Source organism: Methylobacter sp. (genome assembly GCF_030680395.1).
GTDB lineage: Bacteria > Pseudomonadota > Gammaproteobacteria > Methylococcales > Methylomonadaceae > Methylobacter_A.
In genome coordinates this window covers 1-16,203 of record NZ_JAUXVR010000021.1, presented here as the reverse complement: position 1 = coordinate 16,203, position 16,203 = coordinate 1, and the positions used below count along the sequence as shown (strand labels likewise).

At 48.8% G+C, this 16,203-nt stretch carries 13 protein-coding genes and 1 pseudogene; 8 read left to right on the top strand and 6 right to left on the bottom strand.

Annotation, left to right across the window (positions count from 1 at the left end; translation table 11 throughout):
• Positions 1-37: 37 nt before the first annotated feature.
• Together Q8L79_RS08055 and Q8L79_RS08050 are read left to right on the top strand one after the other, a co-directional pair.
• Positions 38-1,243: a RimK family alpha-L-glutamate ligase gene (locus Q8L79_RS08055; protein WP_305269893.1), complete on the top strand. Its 1,206-nt coding sequence runs from the start codon at positions 38-40 to the stop codon at positions 1,241-1,243.
• 298 nt (positions 1,244-1,541) lie between these two features.
• Entirely contained in the window at positions 1,542-2,993 is a 1,452-nt protein-coding gene (locus Q8L79_RS08050) for a hypothetical protein (RefSeq protein WP_305269892.1), read from the top strand.
• 123 nt (positions 2,994-3,116) lie between these two features.
• Here the strand turns inward: Q8L79_RS08050 and Q8L79_RS08045 are convergent, their stop codons facing one another.
• Together Q8L79_RS08045 and fliS are read right to left on the bottom strand one after the other, a co-directional pair.
• Complete coding sequence (locus tag Q8L79_RS08045) at positions 3,117-3,317, bottom strand: putative motility protein (protein WP_305269891.1); 201 nt, start codon at positions 3,315-3,317, stop codon at positions 3,117-3,119.
• Between the two features lie 14 nt (positions 3,318-3,331).
• Positions 3,332-3,724 carry a flagellar export chaperone FliS gene (fliS, locus tag Q8L79_RS08040; protein WP_305269890.1) on the bottom strand — a complete coding sequence of 131 codons (393 nt, stop codon included), beginning with the start codon at positions 3,722-3,724 and terminating at the stop codon, positions 3,332-3,334.
• Between the two features lie 349 nt (positions 3,725-4,073).
• Between fliS and Q8L79_RS08035 the strand changes: the two genes are divergently transcribed.
• The 5 genes from Q8L79_RS08035 (at position 4,074) to Q8L79_RS08015 (ending at position 10,554) form a co-directional block, all read left to right on the top strand.
• The gene (locus Q8L79_RS08035) at positions 4,074-6,854 is read left to right on the top strand and encodes a flagellin (RefSeq protein WP_305269889.1); all 2,781 of its coding nucleotides are present in this window, start codon (positions 4,074-4,076) and stop codon (positions 6,852-6,854) included.
• Positions 6,855-6,939: 85 nt separating this feature from the next.
• A complete protein-coding gene (locus Q8L79_RS08030; RefSeq protein ID WP_305269888.1) occupies positions 6,940-7,311 on the top strand; it encodes a flagellar protein FlaG in 372 nt (123 codons plus the stop codon).
• Positions 7,312-7,513: 202 nt separating this feature from the next.
• Positions 7,514-8,008 carry a transposase gene (locus tag Q8L79_RS08025; RefSeq protein WP_370869899.1) on the top strand — a complete coding sequence of 165 codons (495 nt, stop codon included), beginning with the start codon at positions 7,514-7,516 and terminating at the stop codon, positions 8,006-8,008.
• 165 nt (positions 8,009-8,173) lie between these two features.
• Complete coding sequence (gene fliD, locus Q8L79_RS08020; protein WP_305269887.1) at positions 8,174-10,180, top strand: flagellar filament capping protein FliD; 2,007 nt, start codon at positions 8,174-8,176, stop codon at positions 10,178-10,180.
• A 32-nt stretch (positions 10,181-10,212) separates the two neighbouring features.
• On the top strand, positions 10,213-10,554 hold the full coding sequence (locus Q8L79_RS08015; RefSeq protein ID WP_305269886.1) for a flagellar protein FliT: 342 nt from the start codon (positions 10,213-10,215) through the stop codon (positions 10,552-10,554).
• Between the two features lie 294 nt (positions 10,555-10,848).
• Here the strand turns inward: Q8L79_RS08015 and Q8L79_RS08010 are convergent, their stop codons facing one another.
• The 3 genes from Q8L79_RS08010 to dnaB form a co-directional block, all read right to left on the bottom strand.
• Positions 10,849-11,241, bottom strand: coding sequence for a hypothetical protein (locus Q8L79_RS08010; RefSeq protein WP_305269885.1), 393 nt, complete (start codon positions 11,239-11,241; stop codon positions 10,849-10,851).
• Between the two features lie 759 nt (positions 11,242-12,000).
• On the bottom strand, positions 12,001-13,089 hold the full coding sequence (gene alr, locus Q8L79_RS08005) for an alanine racemase (protein WP_305269884.1): 1,089 nt from the start codon (positions 13,087-13,089) through the stop codon (positions 12,001-12,003).
• Positions 13,086-14,477: a replicative DNA helicase gene (dnaB, locus tag Q8L79_RS08000; protein ID WP_305269883.1), complete on the bottom strand. Its 1,392-nt coding sequence runs from the start codon at positions 14,475-14,477 to the stop codon at positions 13,086-13,088. The genes alr and dnaB overlap by 4 nt, the downstream gene beginning before the upstream one ends.
• A 740-nt stretch (positions 14,478-15,217) precedes the next feature.
• On the opposite strand from dnaB, the gene Q8L79_RS07995 reads away from it, so the two are divergent.
• Positions 15,218-15,721 (top strand): transposase, encoded by a 504-nt coding sequence (locus tag Q8L79_RS07995; protein WP_305269882.1) that lies wholly within the window; start codon positions 15,218-15,220, stop codon positions 15,719-15,721.
• Between the two features lie 13 nt (positions 15,722-15,734).
• Here Q8L79_RS07995 and Q8L79_RS07990 read toward each other — a convergent pair.
• Positions 15,735-16,203 (bottom strand): annotated as a pseudogene (locus tag Q8L79_RS07990) (hypothetical protein); the annotation flags it as partial.

The following is a 16,203-nucleotide window of genomic DNA, read 5'->3' as shown; positions in this document are numbered from 1 at the left end:
CCCTGGCAATAAAAAACATCCAACCTTAAGAAACAGAATGCAAACCAATGAACTTATCGAACCGCTGATCGGCCTGGCAAAGCTGATGCGGATGGCCCACTCCGGCTGCGATCTCGCACCCCTGGGTACGCAATTAATCGAACGCGCAGAGACCGATACCGGCGGCAATGCCCTGATGGATTTATCTACGGTTTTGCAACTCAGAGGCCATCGCGATTTAGCCTTAACCACGCAAACCCAGGCCATTGAAAGTCAGCAAATATATTCCCCGCCCACAGCAACAGGCCACGTTAATGTTCGGTTGCTTGCAATCATGGGAGCCGGCGATTTAATGGCAAACACGCCTCTGGAATTTCTGCTGGAAAACTCCGACGTCGCCCTCGATATAGTTTATGTGACTCAAGACTTACCTTTACCGGCCAAGCTCCCTGATCACGATGTGCTATTTGTTGCCGTTGCCCAATCCGATCAAAATATGCCGCTGTTAAAACAGGTCGATGCCGCCATAGCCGCATGGCCGCACCCAGTGCTGAACAGACCGGATCGTATTGCATTAATGTCGCGCAATGAGGCTTGCGCATTACTAAAATCCGCTCCGGGAGTGACCATGCCGGTCACGGTCCGCATAGACCGGCAGATTCTGGAGCAAGTTGCTCATCAAGAACTGCCGCTTACCGATATTCTTGCGGACGGTGAATTTCCAATTATCGTTCGTCCCGTCGATTCCCACGCCGGGAAAGATCTGGACAAAATAGAGAATTTGGACGCGTTGGTTAGCTATCTGCAAAACATGCCCAATAACGAGTTTTACGTGTCTTGTTTTATTGACTATCGCAGGCAGGATGGCTTGTTCAGAAAATATCGCATCGTACTGATTGACGGCACTCCCTTTGTTTGTCATGTCGGCATTTCCGAGCACTGGATGATCCATTACCTGAATGCAGGCATGGCAGAAAATGCCGAAAAACGCGCTGAAGAAGAGCGTTTTATGATTGATTTCGACAACACCTTTGCCTGTAAACATGCCGAAGCCTTTCGCACCATTAACGAACGGGTTGGACTGGACTATCTGGGTATCGATTGCGGCGAGACCGCTGACGGCAAACTTCTGATTTTCGAGATAGATAGCTGCATGATTGTTCATGCCATCGATCCAGTCGACATTTTTCCCTACAAACAACCGCAAATGAACAAGGTATTCAGCGCCTTTCGACAGATGCTGCTGAAACGTAGCGCTCTTTAAAATATATCCATGCCCCCGTTAAGTATTTGTTGCATTACACTTTAGAGAGGCGGCAATGACCAAAATACCGTTTATCATGAGCCGGAACAAAAAGGGTAGGAGCGGCTTTAGCCGCGAAACTCTAATACTCTAATACATCGCGGCTAAAGCCGCTCCTACGGTGATGCTGGATAAAGGGGTGCATTGGTAATTTCCTGATCCCTTAAACACAGCAATCAACACATAGCACCCGGTCAGCCAGTAACTTCATGACATCATTTTAATTATCGTGCCAAACCCATCCCAAACACCAGACAAATTGCCGTCCACAAAGCAACTTCTGCTTGCCGGTGGCGATGTCCGCCTCGCGCTCGACCCGCTCAGCGGAACCAACAAATACGGCTGCCAGCCGCTTCCCGACCCTCAGCTACTGGCATTCGGCTCCTCTACGGCATCGACCATTTCCACGGAAGGATTCGCTGTCGCCAACCAATTGCGCCAAGAATTATTGGAAGCCATCAGCACCGGCTCGCACACAGCCGTCTATGACCGACAAATCCAAAGGATTCGCCTGGAATGGCTGGAATTATGCGAACTATCCGACATTACCGGACTAGAGCTTATCTTCTCCCCGTCGGGTACCGATGTACATGCCATTGCAGCGCAATACACGGGTAGTGAAGCATCCTCACCGGCACTGGTAATCATGGTGGAAGCCAATGAAACCGGAAGCGGAGTGGCCTCAGCCTTAAACGGAAATTCCGTAATCGGCAATAACGCCGTTGAAGTTGTACAAGTATCCATTCGCCTTGACGACGGAACACCCAGACCGTTAGCGGCAATCGATGCCGAAGTGGAAACTCTGGCAAACAAAGCCGTTGCCTTGGATCGGCGCGTTCTGTTGATTCTTGTCGATCAATCCAAAAGCGGATTGATCGCACCGAGTCCGGCCTGCGTCATAGCGCTCCACCGTCGCTATCCCGATAACATTGAAGTATTGGTCGATGCCTGCCAGTTCCGCATTGCTCTGCCGACTTTGCGCGCCTATCTGGATCAGGGCTTTATGATAGCGCTGACCGGATCGAAATTTTTTACCGCGCCGTCTTTCTCAGCCGTATTACTGATGCCTTCAGAGGTAGCGGAGCGCCTCCAAAAACGCAAATTTCCATCCGGCTTATTGCCTTGTTCATCCAAAGCAAATTGGCCGACCGACTGGACTGGGTCCGAGCATCTGGATCATTCCTCCAATTTCGGACTGCTGCTGCGTTGCGAAGTAGCCCTGAATGAGCTGAGAAAATTTCGCGCCGTGCCGAAAGCAGCGACCATAGACTTCCTCCAAACCTTTGCAGAAGCGATCCGGCAACGCCTGCAATCCGACCCGCACTTCGGGCCATTGCCCACCCCACGGATTGATCGTTACCCGTTAATAACGGCAAATGACTGGGATCACCTCCAGACCATCTTCCCTTTCCTGCTTTACCATCCCCAACCTGCCGGAAGGACACCGTTAAACAGCGAAGAAACGTTGCATGTCTATCGACAACTGTCGGTCGCGCTAGACCTTGGCGATATTGGCGCAATACGATGCCAACTTGGGCAGCCGGTTGCCTGTGGCACACGTAACGGCATAGCGGTAAGCGCCTTGCGGTTATGCCTTAGTTCGAGGTTGATTGTCGAGGCAACAACACAGGGAGATAAGGGGATTACAGTGATTAAAAATGCACTGCTGGCTTTAGACAAGACGGCGCTGTTAATCCGATCAAGCGGATAAACGAGATAGATGGGGGTAACTTCCGTAGATTACCTCTGTAGGAGCGGCTTTAGCCGCGATATAGCCGCGATATTCGTAAATAATCGCGGCCATATCGCGGCTAAAGCCGCTCCTACAATAGACTCAAACATGAATATCAATGCCTCCAGCGCTCGTAGTGCCGGTTGCCGAAGCGATTAACTTTAAAGCCGACTCCCCATTTGCCTTTTCAATATCCTGGCCTTTCTTAAGAACAGCAATCTCCACATCTTGCGCGGCTGTCGCCTCTTTCATAGCCGCTGCAATCAATAACGATACGCCTGAACCACCCACTGAACTAATCATAAAAACCTCCCAAGTTAATGTTTATAATCATCGGGCATCGAATCCCAGCCCATTTTAATTTCTATCATCAAACCGGAAACTTCCTCCAAAGCACTTTCATCATTGTTAAGATTGGCGAAAAGCAGACGGCGAATCATATAATCATAAAGATTACTCAGATTTTCTGAAATTTCGCCGCCTGCCTCTTCATTTAAAGACCCTTGCAAGCCACCCACAATCTGAATAGCGTGACTGATACTTTGGCCTTTCAAGGCTATTTCATTGCGCGCCATACTTTCTCTTGCAATCGCTATCCGCTCCAAAGCGCCTTCCATCAGCATTTGTACAAGACGATGAGGCGAGGCCCCCATGACAGAACTACTGGCACTCACTTGCTGATATTGTTTTATGGCTGATAAAGCATTCATTGGTCTATCCTCATTGATCAAAATATTGCGTCCCACTGTTAGAACACCTGCTGATTGTAGCGACGACCTAAACAAAAACTTTAGGCTTCCTGCAAAAAATTTATCGTCGCGCCAGCTAAATACAACCGCATAACTTGATCAATAGTGTAGGAGCGGCTTTAGCCGCGACCATCACAACCAGCGCACGAATATCGCGGCTAAAGCCGATCCTACCCACTGCTGAGACAACAACCCTAAAAAAAAATTAAAGGTTCCTAAAACCACGCCGATACAAATTGCAGGTTGCGAAGGATACACAATATCCCCTCATCTAAAACCGAAATAAATTTCCATTTTTAGGAGAAGTATCATGGCTCAAATCATCAACACCAATATGAGCGCGCTCAATGCGCAACGTAATTTAAACAGATCACAAGCTGCCGGTATGCAAGCGATGCAACGGTTATCATCCGGTCTGCGTATTAACAGCGCCAAGGATGATGCCGCAGGTTTGGGGATCAGCGACCGTATGACCTCTCAGATTAAAGGCCAAAATCAGGCCGTCCGCAACGCTAATGACGGCATATCCATGGTTCAAACCGGTGACGGCGCCTTGGCAGAAATAACCAACAACTTGCAACGCATCCGGGAACTCGCCGTACAGTCATCAAACGTCACCAACACTGCGGCTGACCGTGCCGCAATCGATCTGGAAGTACAACAACGTCTGTCTGAAATTGACCGCACCGCCTCAACAACCAGCTTCAACGGCCAAAAATTGCTCAACGGCAGCCTGGGTGACGCCAAATTCCAGATCGGCGCCAATGCCGGTGAAGTTATTACTCTAGGCATGTCCACCGATGTGCGCATTGCCGCCTCCGGCAAGGTCGCTACCACGACATCCGGCTCAATGGGCGCCGGCGCCGTTGACGGGCATGTCGTTTCCACCGTAGCAGCCACGTCCGACTTCAGCGCTGTCGGCAGTTCCGACACCGCCGGTCACATTGTTATCAGATCCACAACAACAGACTTTAGAGCCCCATCCACGCTAGTCGCCGGCACATCCACCGCACAGACGATAGCGAATGGTTTTAACTTCAGCACTGCCGCCGCCCCGCAGACAGATGCGCAAGTGACTACAACTGCTATCACCGATTTCACCCACAGTGCCGCCATCGCACAGTTCGACGTGACTATCGCAGGCAGTACCACTCCAACAGTAGGCATCACCTTAAATCAAGACTATGCAGATCTCGATGCCCAAGCATTAGACATCCAAACACAAATCCGGGCAACAGCCGGCAATGAGGCTGTTAATGTCACAAACTTAGCAGGCGTACTTACCTTTGAAAACGACGGCAAACTTGGCGCTATAACACTCACTAACATTGATGCTAATGCTGGTACAGCCGGTTTTGCCGTCGATACTGCCTCTGCTGGGATCGCAGCCGTTGCCACCACCAACGCCAATCTGACCATTGATGGCACAACCATCACGCTGAGTACCAACGAGGCTGATTATGCCGCTATAGCAGATGAAGTAAACACCCAGATACAGGCTTCCGCTCTTGCCGACAAAGTCAACTACGTTGCAACCATCAACGGCAGCAACGAGCTTGTTATTACCCATACAGGCAGCGCTACCGCCGTGGCAATAACCGGAGTCGACGCACCTGCTTTTGCTGCGGGCTTTAGGGACACAGCCGGTGTTGCCGGTAGCGCCGCAACTACGACCGCTGTCGCCACCATGACGATCGGCGGCACTGCGGTGACCCTGGATCAGAATTACGCCAGTACCGATGGTGTCGCCGGAGCTATTCAGGCTCAATTGGGCGGCAGTTACACGGTAACCAATAACGCCGGAACCATGACCATCGCCCGCACCTCGACAGGCGCAAGCTCTGCGGCGATTAACATTACGGCTGCTAATGCCGAGTCTATCGCTGAATTCACTTTTGATGACGACAACGATAGTGGCACCGCAACCGTCGCAATTACTGGTACCGACGCAGGTTTTGCCGGCACTTACAGCACCGCCGGCGGCGGCGCCAGCTTTACTGTCGATGGCCAGTCCGTAATCCTGGACGCAGACTATACCGACAGAAACGGCCTTGCCGCTGAGATTGCAAGCCAGCTGGGCTCCGACTATACAGTAAACAATGGCAATGGCCTGACAGTAGGTACTTCGAGCTCCTTAGCCGCAGTCGCGGCCACTGGTGATGTCGATTATTCAGGCGGCGGCGCGAAGACCTTTACCGTCGATGGCAAAGCTATTACTTTAAATACCAACCTCACAACTGCAGGCGCTTTCCTGACCGAAGTAAACAGTCAACTTTCCGCAGCCTCTGCAAACATCACCGCAGCATTTGACGGAGCTGGTGCGACATTACGCTTCACCCGCACTGATGCGGCCAATACCAAAGCCATAGCAATCACTGGCTCTGATCATGCCAGCATCAGCAATTCGGTAGGCTTGGCGGGCGCCGCAGTCAATGCGCTTACGATCACCAAAACCGGTTCTACAGCAGCAATCGCCATCACCGGTGCGGATAGCAACGCAATTACGGCCGGCTTTGCCATTAACACCGGCGTAGCGGGAACGGCAGGCGGCGCGGTCACCTTGGACAATCTGACCATCAACGGCACGTCCATGGCAGGCACCTATACCAATACCCAAGCACTGGCTGACAAGATCAACGGCGATGTCACCGGCGTCTATGCCTCAGTCACCGGCGGTGCACTGAAGTTGACTTCGGCCAGCGAAATCACTCTGGGCGGCGCAGAAGCTGCCACCCTGGGCGGCACCTTCGCTGCGGGCGTCAAAGCTGCGGATTCCGGCAGCCTGTCTACTGCCAACACCTTGACGGTTGATGGCGCTCTGGATACCATCCAGCGCGTTGACAATGCCCTGAGTACTGTTACCACTTTGCGCAGCACCTTAGGTGCGGTGCAAAACCGCTTTCAATCAGTCATCGCCAACCTGGAATCGACCTCTGAAAACCTGTCTGCAGCCCGCAGCCGTATTCAAGACGCTGACTTCGCGGCGGAATCTGCAGAATTGAGCCGCACTCAGGTCTTGCAACAAGCCGGTACTGCGATGCTGGCCCAGGCGAACCAGTCCAGCCAAGGTGTGATGGCGTTATTACGTTAATCAAATCAGGTTAATTCATTAATCTAAGACAGGGCGGCGGCTTATAAACCCCCGCCCTTTTTGGCCTTATCATAAAGGAGGCTTTATGGACACGTTAAAAGCAGTTTCATCCCCGCCTTATCAGGGTTCGGGGTCCGCTACAGCACCACCCAAGCATGACAGCCCCATCACTGCGGTGTCTACGTCGACAGCGCCCATACAGGTCAAGTTGACTGAACAACCTGATCAGGAGGACAAGCAACAAATCTCCAGTGCCGTTAATGACATCAACAATTTCTTTCAAATGGCGCAACGTTCTTTGGGCTTCAGTTTGGATGAGTCTTCAGGGAAGATGGTGATGCAGATTACCGACAGTGAGACTCATGAAGTAATACGCCAGATACCCGGCGAAGATGTACTTCAACTTGCCAAGCATCTGGATGATTTGACAGGGGTGTTGTTTAAAGCGCAGGCTTGATTATAGTAGGAGCGGCTTTAGCCGCGAAAGATTATAGCGACTAATGTTACCGCGGCTCAGTAATTCTCATTTTGAAAGACGATTGGAGCACAAGGTCTAAGAACCTATTTAAAAAGGTTCTAGTGAAAAACTTTTCACAAAATGCTCATGATGAGAATTGCTGATCGCGGCTAAAGCCGCTCCTACTGAGGTTATTGTTATAATGGGTATGACGATCAATACGATTAAGCCCCATGGAAAGAGCTTGAGACAAGGCCGGCATTCTGAGAATAACCGGGTTTATTTGATTACAACTGTGACCTGCCAACGCCAAGAGGTCTTTGCCGACTTTGGCTTAGGAAGGCTTGTTGTGCAGGCAATGCGTCATCAACAGTTGCAGCAACATGTTAACAGTTTGGCTTTTGTGGTCATGCCCGATCATTTGCATTGGCTGTTTAGTTTACAAAATGATTGGAATCTGGCAAGAGTAATGCAAAGCGTTAAAGGTTGTTCGGCGTATCAAATACAAAAAATTCGCCGTAATCGGGGCGATGTAGGTTCAAATCAAGTGTTGTGGCAAGAAGGTTATCACGATCATGCTGTACGCAAAGAAGAAGACCTGCAACAACTTGCACATTATATTGTAGCAAATCCATTAAGAGCGGGTTTAGTGGATAAAATAGGCGATTATCCGTTGTGGGATGCAGTCTGGTTGTAGGAGCGGCTTTAGCCGCGATTGGGGCTGATTATTTATCGCGGCTAAAGCCGCTCCTACAGGTGATATTTATTTTTATCGCAGCTATCATTAATCTCATAAACTAAATCTATCGTTGTGTATAACGATAAATTTATTACCCGTTACTTATAGGTGGAGGATCGAACAATGGCAGGCATCACATCAACAGGTCTAGGCTCCGGCATAGATATTAAAAGCTTGGTATCCAGTCTGGTCTCAGCGGAACAGGTCCCGGTCACTAAGCGGCTGGACAAACAGGAAGCGACACTTACGGCTCAGATTTCCTCATACGGCAGCCTTAAAAGTGCGATGTCAAGTTTTCAGACCAGCCTGTCCGGCCTAAAATACGCCAGCGCCTTTCAAAAAATCTCCGCCACCTCAAGCGATACGGCGATCATAACCACCTCAGCCGGAAGCAATGCAGACGTGGCCAGCTACAACTTGGAAGTCAAACAGCTGGCTAAAAGCCAGACTTTGGCTTCTTCGTCTTTTAGTTCCGCCACATCAACGGTGGGCACCGGTACGCTAACCATTAAATTCGGCACTACTGCTTACGATATAGACAATAACCCTACCGGCTTTACTCAAGACGGCAATCAAGGCACGCTATCGCTGACTGTAGATTCCAGCAACAACACGTTGGCCGGGTTAAGCCTGGCTATTAATCAGGCTAAAGCGGGAATAACGGCTTCGGTTGTCACTGACAATAGCGGCTCGCGCCTGGTTTTAAGTTCGACCAAGACCGGCCAAAACAGCAGCATGGAAATCAGTGTCACTAACGATGCCGATACCAGCAATACCGATAATGCCGGCCTCTCGAAACTTGCGTATAACGCAGCCGCCGCCAATATGGTACAACCCCAGGCGGCTCAGGATGCCATACTTGCTATTAACGGACTGGATATAACAAGTTCATCCAATACCGTTGACACCGCATTAAAAGGACTCAAGCTTAATCTTTTGCAGGCCCAGCCCGGCAAGATTGTTACCGTGAGCACCAGCCAGAATAACGATGATATTGTCACGGCTGTCAATAGCTTCGTCAAAGGCTTTAATGACTTGGTGAGCACCGTAACTCCCCTGACCACTTACAATACGACAACGAGAAAAGGCGGGCTATTGCAAGGCGACCCTACCTTGGGCAGCGCCATGGCATCGCTACGATACGAATTGGGCAACATGATCAGCGGCCTGAACGGTTCTGCCAAATCGTTGGCCGACATTGGCATCAGCACGCAAAGAGACGGTACGCTGGCTCTGGACAGTACCCGGCTAAATAGCCAACTGGCCTCGAACCGCCCGGGTGTGACCGGGGTGTTTGCGGCGTTTGGAAACCCTTCTAATTCCAATGTGTTGTTTTTATCGAATACAGCCGACACCAAGGCCGGCCAATATGCGGTCGACATCACGCAAATCGCTACTCAAGGCGTGTTGAACGGTGCAGCACCTTCTTCTTTGACGATAGGCGCCGGAAATGACACGTTCTCTATTAAGGTGGATGGCACTCAATCGGGCTCTATCGCCTTGACCCAAAAAACATACGCCAGCTATGCAGAATTAGCGACGGAAATACAATCCCGCATCAACGGTGACAGTGCATTAAAGGCCAAGGGGCTGTCCGTTGGTGTTGCTTATGATACCGACAATAACCGCATGATTTTCACGTCCAAAAGCTACGGCGCGTCTTCTCAGCTGCAGATCACCGCGAACACCACTAATACGCTGGGCTTAAGCGTCTCTACGGGCACTGCCGGTTTCGATATCACCGGCACTATAGGAGGACTGGCCGCCACCGGCAAAGGCCAGATATTGACCTCAACCGCAGGCAACTCGACAGGGTTAAAGCTGTTAATCGAGGGCACTACTACGGGCTCCAAGGGTACGATTGATTTTTCACGCGGTTTAATCGAGCGGTTGGACAAGGTCATGACAGGTGCGCTCAGTAAAACAGGTACCTTTACTAACCGCACCAACGGCTTGCAAAAAAATATAGATCAAATCACCAAGCAACGCACTGAGCTTGCTGACCGGATGAGTTCGCTCGAAGAGCGTCTGTATAAACGTTTTAACCGGATGGATGCTATGCTTGGACGAATGCAGTCCACCGCCAGCTATTTGACGCAACAATTTGCCCCTAAAACTAGTACTTATTGAAATAACTGATGATTTGTAGTTAACGGACGTTTATGGAAGACGAATCGATATTGAATATATACGCTAAGGGGGAGCAATTGCTCGATGTAACTCAGGCCATGTTAGCTGCAGCCACGGCGGATGATTGGGATGAGTTTGAGTCACTAGAGCAGCGGCGTAGGATTATGCTGGAAACGATTTTCGACAACCAGACTATGGATGAATCGACAAAGTTAAGTCTGGTCGGTCCGATCGAAGAAATCCAGCTAATTGACAAGGCTATTAGTGATTTGATTACTCAACAGCGCGACCAGGCTGCCGAGGAGTTGCGCCACTTGAAACATGCTCATGAAGGCAACAAAGCATACCGGAAAGCGGCTGATGAGTTATTTTAAGCAGTTAGTTTTGTAACTATTCAGAGTGCTGCTCCTCTTAATGAATACTGAAGCGCTCATTTATTAAGCATCTTTGTAATAACAATTGTTCAAGGCCGGACGGGATATTTACCCCATTCGTAGAGTTTTAATTACGCCATCATACAGAGCTTGTCAGCAGTATTAGAAATGTCTGGAGCGAGGTTCAAAATCTCGATCCTTCCAAGGAGCGCGAAAACGTCAGGAACGGAGTTGCCAACCCTGTCCAGCTTCGCGCTCACTTACTAAATATTTATAATTTTAGTTTTCTGATATTTAACACTTCGGTGGAACCGCCAGATTGTCTCTGATCAATTTTTCACATTGCTTCAGACTATCCATCGCATCCGTTGGCCGATTAAGCTTAAAGAATACTTCGGCGAGCTCTGTTAGCCATATAGCAGCCAAGCTTTGTTGATCTGGACTGGCTTTATCCGTCAGTTGTTCAATAGCCTGACTTAAAAGGATTCCCTTAACTTCCTGATCGTCGATTGCGCCCGCCAGTTGCGCCAAACCATATAAAGCCTGGGGATGGTTCGGTTTTTGTTCCAGAGCTTTATGATAAAGCGCTTCTGACTCTATCAGGTTGCCTTGTTCTGCCAGCAATAAAGCCTGCTGAATTTGTGTCGCTACGTCTTCGAGTAGCATTTGATTTGCATCGCTGGTCATTATTGTATCCCTGAAAAATTAAGTTATGTTTTGGTACCGGCCGGAGTTACAAACCCTGCCCAGCGTTACTGTTAAGATAATTTGCCGCAAATGGTTCGATTCGATTTAGCGTCGAAAGCAAACCGCTGATTAAATTATAAGCTTTGTTAAGAATCGCAGACTGTATAGGATCATCAGGGTAATCGTTGAAAATTCATTACGCATTTCCCGTAGCATCTTGCAGTTTTGAAAATCGTGTCGAAAACTGATCTAAAACAGCCAATTCCATATCATTCAGTTTTCGCATTGCACTTGTGGAAAGTGGAAACCTCGTACTCAGTCAGTCCTGTTATGTTATGTAAAAATTGTTTAGCTCGGTGTAAATCCGCTCATCTCATTCGACAAGCTCATGACAGGCTTTGACAGGTTCAGGACGAACGGATTTACTTTTACCCGTCAAAATAGAATTGACTGAGTACTAGCGTGTAAACTGGTCATCGTGCAAGTCAAGCGGGTCCGTATGACGCTTACATATATCAAGTGCCGTATGATAAGAACATTCATAATAGCCGCACTCCCGTTTCGCACGCGACTCCGAAGAGATCAGCAACTCTTCTTTAAATTCAGCCCTTCGTATCACTGCATCTATTTCCTGCCGGCCTACTTTATTTATGCAGTTCAAGCAAAAAATGCAGCTTGCATCAACCAGTTCAGCGGTGATCCTGAATTTTCGGTCGATATAAAGATCAATGTCGTTTTATGATTTACAACACTATCTAATTAGGTTCTCAATGTCTTTTCAACCAACTGAACCCGCTGGGTCACACCGCATACCAGCGTATAAGGTATAGTATCGGCCCAATGTGCAACTTCTTCAACCGGCAGATCTTCGCCCCACAATGTTACCGGATCGCCGGGCTTTGCGTGGGCTTGAGTTTTCAAGTCCACTGTAATCATGTCCATTGAAACTCTGCCTATAAGCGGAACGCGCTGGCCATTTACCAAGACAGGCGTTCCATCTTTGGCGTAACGGGGATAACCATCACCATAGCCTATGGCCACGATACCCAATGTTGTAGGCACTTCACATGTCCAGCCTCCGCCGTAACCGACTGTATCTCCTACCTCAATTTGCTTGACCGAAATTAACCGCGAATGCAGTTCCATAACCGGCCTTAGCCCCAATTGCCAGCCTACTGAATCCGGAAAGGGCGATATGCCGTACAACATAATACCAGGACGTACCCAATCGCTTAAGGATTGCTCCCAGCCCAATATACCCGCCGAATTAGCCATGCTACGCTCACCGGAATAACCGGCAACCGTTTTATTGAATAGGCGGATTTGCTTTGGCGTTCTGTCGTCATTGAAATCGTCGGCACAGGCAAAATGCGTCATCAGATTGATCGGCTGTTTTATCAGGGCACACTGGCTCAACCGCTGATAGGCAGCATCAAACTCTTTTGCTTTGAACCCCAGCCTGTTCATACCGGAATCGAGCTTTAACCAGACCGCACAAGCCCCTGATTTTACTTCCGCTTCAAAAATTTCCAGCTGGGTTAATGAGTGCACCACTGCATCCAATTGATAATGTAACAACTCATCCAATTCTTCGGCACAGGTAAATCCTTCTAAAACAGCAATCCTGTTTTTGAATCCTGCCTTACGCAATCGAATGCCTTCATCAACTCTGGCTACAGCAAAGGCATCAACATGTTGTAAAGCTACAGCAATACGCAGCAAGCCATGTCCGTAACCGTTGGCCTTGATGACCGCCATAACCTTGGCATCCGGCGCACAGCTGCGTACTTTGGACAAGTTATGCTGAACCGCATCCAGATTAAGTATCGCATAGGCTGCCGGGGTCATTCATAATCACCGCTGTTATAGCTTCCCGCAAAATTTTCAAAACGGGTATATTGCCCGAGAAAGGTGAGCCTGACTGTTCCCAGCGGGCCGTTACGCTGTTTGCCGATAATGATCTCGGCGATACCTTTATCGGGGCTGTCCTCGTTATACACTTCGTCCCGATACACGAACACAATCAAATCGGCGTCCTGCTCGATAGCGCCTGATTCGCGCAAGTCGGACATCATTGGGCGTTTATTGGGGCGTTGCTCGAGATTACGATTAAGCTGGGATAACGCAACCACGGGGACGTTCAATTCCTTGGCCAGCGCCTTTAAGCCTCTGGAAATATCGGAAATCTGCTGTACCCTGTTTTCACCGCTGGAAGGCGATTGCATCAGCTGCAAATAATCCAAAACAATCAAACCCAGTTGTCCATGCTCACGCGCCAAACGCCGGGCTCTTGAACGCACTTCGGTCGGTGTTAATGCCGGGGTATCGTCGATGAATAATTTGGTTTCAGCCAGCAAATTGATAGCCGACGTCAAGCGCGGCCATTCATCATCCTCCAGCTTGCCGGTTCTTATTTTATGCTGGTCGATACGGCCTAGTGACGACATCATTCTCATCGCCAACGAGTCCCCCGGCATTTCCATACTGAATACGGCAACCGGTTTATCGCCTTTAATCGCAATATTTTCCGCCATATTCATCGCAATAGTGGTCTTACCCATAGAAGGTCGGCCAGCCACGATAATTAAATCAGCCGGCTGCAGGCCGGAGGTCAGCTCATCAAAATCAGTAAATCCAGTAGCCGCTCCGGTAATGGAACCCTCTTGTTCAAACAGTGTTTCAATTTTATCGACAGCGCGTGCCAGCAAGGATTTAATTGTTGAAAAACCACCCTGCCCACGCTGCCTTTGTTCGGCTATTTTAAATACCTGACGTTCGGCATTTTCAAGCAGGTCGGCAGTCTCACGACCTTCTGTATTGAATGCGGAATCCGAAATTTCCGTACCGACATGAATCAACTGACGCAATACTGACCGGTCTCTGACAATATTGGCATAAGTCACGATATTCGCCGCGCTAGGCGTGTCCTTTGCCAGCATGCCTAAATAAGACAGCCCGCCGGAATTTTCCAGTTCACCTATCGCTTCCAGCGATTCCGATATGGTAATCACATCAAAAGGAATCTGTTTTTCGGCGAGTTGCTCAATCGTCTTGAAAATCAGCCGGTGATCTCTTCGATAAAAATCACCCTCCACCACCTTGTCTGATACAGAATCCCAGGTTTGATTGTCCAGCATTAAGCCGCCTAAAACCGATTGTTCTGCCTGAATAGAATTGGGAGGAATTTTTAAAGAATCCAGCGAATAATCGCGATCAAACGAATAATTTTCAGACATAGTTCACAGTGATAAAAACGTTAATCATAAAATACAGCATAAAAGCTTCCAAAAAGGTCCGAAAAGATTATTAAAGAAGAGACAACACAGAAGATAATGTGAGGAACAGTGTCAAGTACCTGCATTGATTATATTCTGCATGCAGGGAAATTATTATAATTTAATCAACATGATATTAACATTTTTCGCCACGGTTTTTAATGTCTATAATCAATGGCCGATTCAGCTCCGAAGCGCAATCCTGCGGCATCTTGCTCCCGCTCAGCAAAAAATATCTCATCAGGTGTTTTGAAATTAAGTATTTTCGAGGACGATGATTGAGTTTATGCATGCCAACCTCGTCATCGGTTATGCTCTAAAAGCTACTTCCTTTGGTAAAGCATTGTTCCTCTTCTGGGTAGTGGGTAAAACACGTAATTTAGCATGAATGTCGACGCCAAACTCTACCTTATTGATGGGCAGTCCAATGATGGTGTCGTGCATCAAAGTCGACTTGGAAAAACAGATGTTTTTCCTTCGTGGCCAACCGCTTGATCAAAGTTCGTAAATTCAAGCTTTTACGTTCTACTTTTGGGTATTGCTTTTGCCAACCTGATGTGTGGCCGTGTCTAAATGGCGCTCGTAGGCATCGGCGTAATACCGGGCAATGCTGAACGGTTGCAGCAATGCCTTCAGTTACCCCCTGCGTCAGAATAGTTGTCGCCTCAAATTTTAAGAAAAAATAAAATTTGAGATTAGGCATGAAAAAATATAAAAGATACTCAGCAGGCTTCAAAGAGCAGGCCTTGGTAAAAGTTTACAGTCGTGGCAATAACCAATCGATACAGTCTGTCACAGACGAATTGAACATCAATTTAACGACCTTGAAGACTTGGATGAAACAAAGCGAACAGGACGTCAATAAACCTGCACCACCGAAATCAAAACGTCCCGAGGATTGGAGCCCGGAAGAACGTCTTGCCGCATTGCAGCAAACCTATGGTTTACTCGGCGAGGACTTAAATACCTGGTGCCGTGAGCGAGGCGTTTTTGCCCATCAACTGGAACAGTGGAAAACTGATTTCTGTAGTCAGGGTGATTCAGGAAACCCGCATGAAGAAGCACGGGCGTTACGGGCATTGAAAGTGGAAAAACAAAGCCTTGAGCGTGAATTATTGCGCAAAGACAAGGCCTTAGCAGAAGCCGCAGCGCTGTTGGTTCTGCAAAAAAAGTTCCGGGCGCTCTTGGGGGGAGAGGTCGAATGACAATGCTGTTGACTTAAGCCTCCACGGTTATTTTTTGAGATCGGCGCCCTTGCCATTTATTAGCTGAGGCTTTATTAATACGTGGCGTTGAGGGCTTAGGCTCCTGGGGTTGGTAATATTTGACCCGTCGAATATCGTCTAATAGTTCTTGAAAGTTGGCAAAGGCACGGTCCGGATTCATGGCCGTCAGAATGGCCGCTTCGCGAGCAAAGGCTTTAGCGGCGTTTTTAAGTTGCGGAGCTTGGTTGCAATGTTCGGTTTCCAGCGCTTCGGAGGAGACAGACAGTGCGGTCACGACGCGGGCGATGACGCAAACGATGAGAATGGCAAACAGTTCTTGTGGGATGCCATTAACGGTTTTACTGTGAAATCGTTCGATCTCGAAACCGACTTTTTCGTCGCGGTAGTGGTTCTCGATAGCCCAACGACGATAATAAAGATCGACCACGCAGGGGCATGGAAAAAGCCGTTGATCGAATAAA

Coding starts and splice junctions, on each gene's coding strand:
- Q8L79_RS08055 (WP_305269893.1), top strand. CDS start 38: ATGCAAACCAATGAACTTATCGAACCGCTGATCGGCCTGGCAAAGCTG.
- Q8L79_RS08045 (WP_305269891.1), bottom strand. CDS start 3,317: ATGATTAGTTCAGTGGGTGGTTCAGGCGTATCGTTATTGATTGCAGCG.
- fliS (WP_305269890.1), bottom strand. CDS start 3,724: ATGAATGCTTTATCAGCCATAAAACAATATCAGCAAGTGAGTGCCAGT.
- Q8L79_RS08035 (WP_305269889.1), top strand. CDS start 4,074: ATGGCTCAAATCATCAACACCAATATGAGCGCGCTCAATGCGCAACGT.
- Q8L79_RS08030 (WP_305269888.1), top strand. CDS start 6,940: ATGGACACGTTAAAAGCAGTTTCATCCCCGCCTTATCAGGGTTCGGGG.
- Q8L79_RS08025 (WP_370869899.1), top strand. CDS start 7,514: ATGGGTATGACGATCAATACGATTAAGCCCCATGGAAAGAGCTTGAGA.
- fliD (WP_305269887.1), top strand. CDS start 8,174: ATGGCAGGCATCACATCAACAGGTCTAGGCTCCGGCATAGATATTAAA.
- Q8L79_RS08015 (WP_305269886.1), top strand. CDS start 10,213: ATGGAAGACGAATCGATATTGAATATATACGCTAAGGGGGAGCAATTG.
- Q8L79_RS08010 (WP_305269885.1), bottom strand. CDS start 11,241: ATGACCAGCGATGCAAATCAAATGCTACTCGAAGACGTAGCGACACAA.
- alr (WP_305269884.1), bottom strand. CDS start 13,089: ATGACCCCGGCAGCCTATGCGATACTTAATCTGGATGCGGTTCAGCAT.
- dnaB (WP_305269883.1), bottom strand. CDS start 14,477: ATGTCTGAAAATTATTCGTTTGATCGCGATTATTCGCTGGATTCTTTA.
- Q8L79_RS07995 (WP_305269882.1), top strand. CDS start 15,218: ATGAAAAAATATAAAAGATACTCAGCAGGCTTCAAAGAGCAGGCCTTG.